The sequence below is a fragment of the Mycobacterium arosiense ATCC BAA-1401 = DSM 45069 genome (assembly GCF_002086125.1).
Lineage (GTDB): Bacteria > Actinomycetota > Actinomycetes > Mycobacteriales > Mycobacteriaceae > Mycobacterium > Mycobacterium arosiense.
Window position 1 is genome coordinate 1 of record NZ_MVHG01000157.1, and the last position, 4,109, is coordinate 4,109.

Below are 4,109 nucleotides of genomic sequence, written 5' to 3' on the forward strand. Positions count from 1 at the left end.
ACCTTCAATCACTCGGCTACGACACGCCGGTCACCAAATCGGTCCCCGACTCGTACACCACCTTGGCGGACGCAACCCGACGGCGTAATCATTTCCTCTTGCTTTGGCACGGATGTTACGACACGAGCTTTCCGTCGACTTACCCGCTGGGCGGTCGTGGATTGTCGGTAATCGGGTAGCTACGAGGAGCCGTCGCTTCAGCGACTCCCATCTGTCCGTGGCCATGAAAAAGTAGCCACTGGTGGCCAAGTCGAGGTATCCGTTTTTGGCCAGGTAAAAGTACCCACCCCGTGTTCGTCGTGTCGATCAGGAACTGCGGGCCCCGATGGTGACGGTGAAGGCGCCAACCAATCGCCATCACCACCGGGGAGTTCCATTGAAGTCTGCGAAGGACCGCATGGACATTATTTCTGCCTATCAACAGCTCGGGTCGTATAGGGCCGCCGCCGAGGAGTGCGGTACCACCCACCGCACCGTCAAGAAGATCATCGACAAGTTCGAGGCCGACCAGGCCGGTGTGCCTGCGCCGCCGCGGGCCGAACGGCCGCATAACTACGATTCGGTGGCCGGTCTGGTCGCTGAACGCGTGGAGAAGTCACACGGCCGGATTTCGGCCAAGCGGCTGCTCCCGAAGGCCCGAGCTGCCGGATACACCGGTTCTGACCGCAACTTCCGGCGGCTGGTCGCGGATGCGAAAGCGTTGTGGCGCAGCACTAATTACCGCGGTCGCCGCCCAGCGGTGTGGGAGCCGGGTGAGTATCTGGTGATTGACTGGGCCCAAGTCGCACCGGGGTTGTTCCTGTTCTGTGCGGTACTGGCATTCTCCCGGTGGCGCTTCGTGCGCTTCGCCGCTAACGAACGTGCCTCGACCACGTTGGCGTTGATCGCCGAAGCCCTGGCCGCGGCAGGCGGGGTCCCGGCGCGGGTGCTGGCCGACCGGATGGCCTGCCTCAAAGGCGGCGTGGTGGCCAACGTCGTCGTCCCCACCCCGGACTACGTGCGACTGGCCAGCCACTACGGGTTCGCCCCGGATTTCTGTCACGCCAACGACCCACAATCCAAGGGCATCGTGGAACACCTCTGCGGGTACGCACAGGATGATCTGGCCGTTCCCTTGTTGACCGAGGCCGCCGTCACCGGGAAGCCGATTACTCTGCGCGACGCCAATACTGCGGCCGACGTGTGGTGCGTGGAAGTGAACGCCGCGACTCATTCGGAGATCTGCGCGATCCCCCGACGCTCGGTTGATCGCTGAACGTGAACTGCTGCAACCACTCCCATCGCTGAGGTTGCAGATCGGGGCACCGTCGGTGCTGCGCAAGGTCGACCGCCTGTCCTGTGTCCGGTACGGCTCGGCCCGCTACTCGGTGCCGATGAGGTTGATCGGCACCACGGTGGCCGTGGTCGTCGACCACGGCGCGATCTGTCTGCTGGAACCCTCCACCGGGGTGATCGTGGCCGAACACGAACTCGTCGCACCCGGTGGCGTCTCGATCCTCGACGAGCACTACGACGGACCGCGGGCGGCACCCAGCCGCGGCCCTCGCCCGAAGACCACGGTGGAGAAGCAGTTCTGCGCACTCGGAGTTGGAGATTCTGCTCGCCCTGGGCGCCGCTCACGGCACCGACGCCCTGGTCTGCGCGCTGCACCGGGCGGTGGCGTTCCGCCGGTTCCGGGCCGCCGACGTGCGCTCTATCCTGGCCGCCGGGACCGGAACACCGCAGCCCCGCCCCGCCGGCGACGCGTTGATCCTGGACCTGCCGGTAGCCCCGACCAGGTCCCTGGACGCCTACAAGATCACGCCCATCATCGCCGACGGTTAGGTGATCTCATGACCAAGACACCACCGCTGACAACGACCGCTAAACCCGTTGCACCACCGTCGGTTCCACCATTGGCCGTCGATCTCGATTCCGGGCTACGGCGGCTGAAGCTGGCCGCCGTGCGACGCACCGCACCCGAAGTCCTGACCACCGCCAAGACCCAACGCTGGACCCCTGAGGAAGTCCTGCGCACCCTGGTCGAGACCGAACTGGCGGCACGGGACGCCTCCAACGTCGTCAACCGACTCAAGACCGCGGCTTTCCCCGTGCCCAAGACCTTGGAAAGCTTCGACGTGGCCGCCTCCTCGATCCAACCGAAAGTGTTCGACTACATCTCAAGCCTGGAATGGATTCGGGTGCAACAGAATCTGGCGATCATCGGCCCAGCCGGCACCGGCAAGTCCCACACCCTCATCGGCTTGGGGACCGCGGCGATCCACGCCGGACACAAGGTCCGCTACTTCACCGCCGCCGACCTCGTCGAAACCCTCTACCGCGGCCTGGCCGACAAACACCGTCGGCAAGATCATCGAGTCCCTGCTGCGAGTCGATCTGATCATCCCCGACGAACTCGGCTTCGCCCCGCTCGACGACACCGGCACCCAACTGCTCATCCGACTCGTCGCCGGCGCCTACGAACGCCGCTCACTGGCCATCGGATCGCACTGGCCCTTCGAACAATGGGGCCGCTTCCTACCCGAGCAGACCACCGCGGTCAGCATCCTCGATCGTCTGCTGCACCACGCCACCGTCGTCATCACCGACGGTGACTCCTACCGAATGAAAAACGCCCAACACCGCAAGGAGCAACCCAAGCCAACCTAGGAACAATCGCACGGGGTGGATACTTTTATCCCGCCACCAGCGGATACATCAACCTGGCCATTGACACCATCGGGCCGCTTTAACTGCATCACATAACAGGTGTGGCGCCGAAGAGTCAGGCTGGCCTGACCCCGTTTGATTGATCCATGGCTTATGAGAGTCTTGCGACCCACGACGCGGGCAGGAAGGCTCGACAAGATCATGGCGACGAGGAAACGACACAGTCCTGAGCAGATCGTGCGCAAGTTGATGGCCGCCGATCGGCTGCTGGCCGAGGGTAAGGACACTGCGGCGGTGTGCCGCGAGCTGGGCGTGTCGGAAGCGACCTATCACCGGTGGCGTAATCAGTTCGGCGGGTTGAAAGCCGAGGATGCCAAACGGCTCAAGGATCTGGAACGGGAGAACGCCTCTCTTAAGCGGCTGTTGGCCGAGGCCGAGTTGGAAAAGTCGGCGCTCAAGGAGATCGCGCGGGGAAACTTCTAAGCCCGGAACGCCGGCGGGCGGCCGTTCGTCACCTCCAGCGCGTGCTGGGGGTCAGCGAACGGTTCGCCTGCCGCGTGGCCGGGCAGCACCGCGCCACCCAGCGCCACGAACCCACCGCGGCGACACCGCAAGACCCTGATGCCGCGCTGCGGGACTGGCTGCGTGACTACGCCAAGGATCATCCCCGCCGGGGGTTTCGGTCCGCATACCACGACGCTCGTGCTGAGGGCTGGATCGTCAATCACAAGAAGATCCAACGGCTTTGGCGTGAAGAAGGGCTACGGGTGCCGCAGCGGCGACGACGCAAGCGCCGCGGCAGTTCCACCGCGCCGCCCGCCGTGGTCGCCGATGCGCCCAACCGGGTGTGGGCGGTGGACTTCCAGTTCGATTCCACCACCGATGGGCGCCCGGTCAAGATCGTCTCGATCATCGACGAACACACCCGCGAATACCTCGGTGGGATGGTCGAGCGCAGCATCACCGGCGAGCACCTGATCGACGAACTGGACCGTCTGGCCGCCGAACGTGGCACCTATCCGGCGGTGCTGCGGTGTGACAACGGCCCGGAATTAGCTTGCAGCGCAATGGCAGACTGGGCTGCAGGGCAGGTCGGCTTGCACTTCATCCCACCCGGCGAGCCGTGGCGCAACTGCTACGTCGAATCATTTAACTCCCGCATCCGCGACGAGTGCCTCAACATCAACAGCTTCTGGTCACTGGCCCAGGCCCGCGTGGTCATCGCCGACTGGAAACACGACTACAACCACCACCGGCGACACTCATCCCTGGGCTACCAACCCCCAGCCCGCTACGCTGCCAGCTGTACTCACCAATGAACGACTCTCGTTCGCCGCGGACCAGTTCACAGGGTCCGGTCAAGGCCGCAGGTCCGCTCGGCTCGGTTGCGTCCGCCAAGGTGGTGTACGAGTCGGGGACCGATTTGGTGACCGGCGTGTCGTAGCCGAGTGATTGAAGGT

General features: G+C 64.5%; 1 protein-coding gene and 3 pseudogenes. All 4 read left to right on the forward strand.

What is annotated here, in order from left to right:
- Positions 1-376: 376 nt before the first annotated feature.
- Positions 377-1,557, forward strand: a pseudogene (gene istA, locus BST14_RS27510) (IS21 family transposase); the annotation flags it as partial.
- A 21-nt stretch (positions 1,558-1,578) separates the two neighbouring features.
- Positions 1,579-1,824, forward strand: a pseudogene (locus BST14_RS32760) (IS21 family transposase); the annotation flags it as partial.
- A gap of 8 nt (positions 1,825-1,832) precedes the next feature.
- A pseudogene (istB, locus tag BST14_RS27515) lies at positions 1,833-2,649 on the forward strand (IS21-like element helper ATPase IstB).
- A 201-nt stretch (positions 2,650-2,850) separates the two neighbouring features.
- Positions 2,851-3,968 (forward strand): IS3 family transposase gene (locus tag BST14_RS27520; protein ID WP_142279655.1). Its coding sequence is split into 2 segments (ribosomal slippage): positions 2,851-3,118 and positions 3,118-3,968, totalling 1,119 coding nucleotides; the frame shifts between segments, so codons are not numbered across the junction.
- Positions 3,969-4,109: the final 141 nt, after the last annotated feature.